The following is a 261-nucleotide window of genomic DNA, read 5'->3' as shown; positions in this document are numbered from 1 at the left end:
ATAGCCGGTGGCCTGAGGGCTAAGCCGGGGGCATCGTCATGTCCGAAGACGAGAATAGAACCACCGCCAAGGTCGAGCCGCTTCGGAAGACGCGGCCCTGCCCGGAATGCGGCAAGCCATCGCATCGCGAACATTATCCGTTCTGCTCGAACCGTTGCCGCGAGGTCGATCTCTCACGCTGGCTGACGGGCGCTTACGCCATACCCGTTGCCGACGATGAGAAGAAAGCCGAGTACGACGACGAGGAATAGCCTGTAAAAC

1 protein-coding gene is annotated in these 261 nt (G+C 60.5%); it reads left to right on the top strand.

The window, feature by feature from the left end; genetic code table 11:
* Positions 1–38 precede the first annotated feature (38 nt).
* Entirely contained in the window at positions 39–251 is a 213-nt protein-coding gene (yacG, locus tag SB764_RS41655; RefSeq protein ID WP_112387554.1) for a DNA gyrase inhibitor YacG, read from the top strand.
* The last annotated feature ends 10 nt before the right edge of the window (positions 252–261 follow it).

This window comes from Paraburkholderia sp. SIMBA_027 (assembly GCF_046535315.1).
Lineage (GTDB): Bacteria > Pseudomonadota > Gammaproteobacteria > Burkholderiales > Burkholderiaceae > Paraburkholderia > Paraburkholderia tropica.
The sequence above is the reverse complement of the archived record's forward strand: the minus strand, read 5'-3'. Positions and strand labels throughout refer to the sequence as shown.